This is a genomic window from Kaistella yananensis, from assembly GCF_026107505.2.
In the GTDB taxonomy this organism is placed as follows: Bacteria; Bacteroidota; Bacteroidia; order Flavobacteriales; family Weeksellaceae; genus Kaistella; species Kaistella yananensis.
In genome coordinates, this window is the sequence record NZ_JAPCHZ010000019.1 from 1 (window position 1) to 607 (window position 607).

Consider the following 607-nt stretch of genomic DNA (forward strand, 5'->3'; position numbering starts at 1 on the left):
CGGAATTTTAATGCAGAACAGCAAGAATTTTATAAAGATTTAATGACATTGTACACCAAGGTTGTCACACAAAAAAGAAACGATGCCGATAAAATTTACAGCATTCACAAGCCTTTTACCCGATGTATTGCCAAAGGAAAAGCGCATAGCCAGTATGAATTTGGGAATAAGGTAGGTTTGATAACCACCGCCAACAAAGGCAAGAAAATCATTCTCGGGATTAAAGCATTTTTGCAAACTCCTTACGATGGTCACACCATAGAACCACTTTTGGAACAGATGGAAACCGGTGGTCAAAAGCTCCCAAAAGAACTCCTTTACGATAGAGGTGGCAGAGGAAAATCAGAAATAAAGGGCGTGAAAATCTCCATCCCAAGCACTCCAAGAAAAAAAGACACTGCTTATCAAAAGCAGACAAAGCGCAAAAAATTTAGAACCAGAGCGGCAATAGAACCTATCATCGGACATTTAAAAACCGATTTTAGGCTGGCAAAAAATTACTTCATGGGAGAAACGGGACCACAAATCAATGCATTACTAGCTGCAACCGCTTGGAACATGAAGAAAATGATGGAACTACTGAAACAGAAAATTATTTTCTTATTTT

Annotated in this window: 1 protein-coding gene; it reads left to right on the forward strand. The window is 38.6% G+C overall.

The window, feature by feature from the left end; genetic code table 11:
• Positions 1-607, forward strand: a 607-nt coding sequence (locus OK344_RS13405; RefSeq protein WP_507161294.1) for a transposase, incomplete at both ends; no start/stop codon positions are given.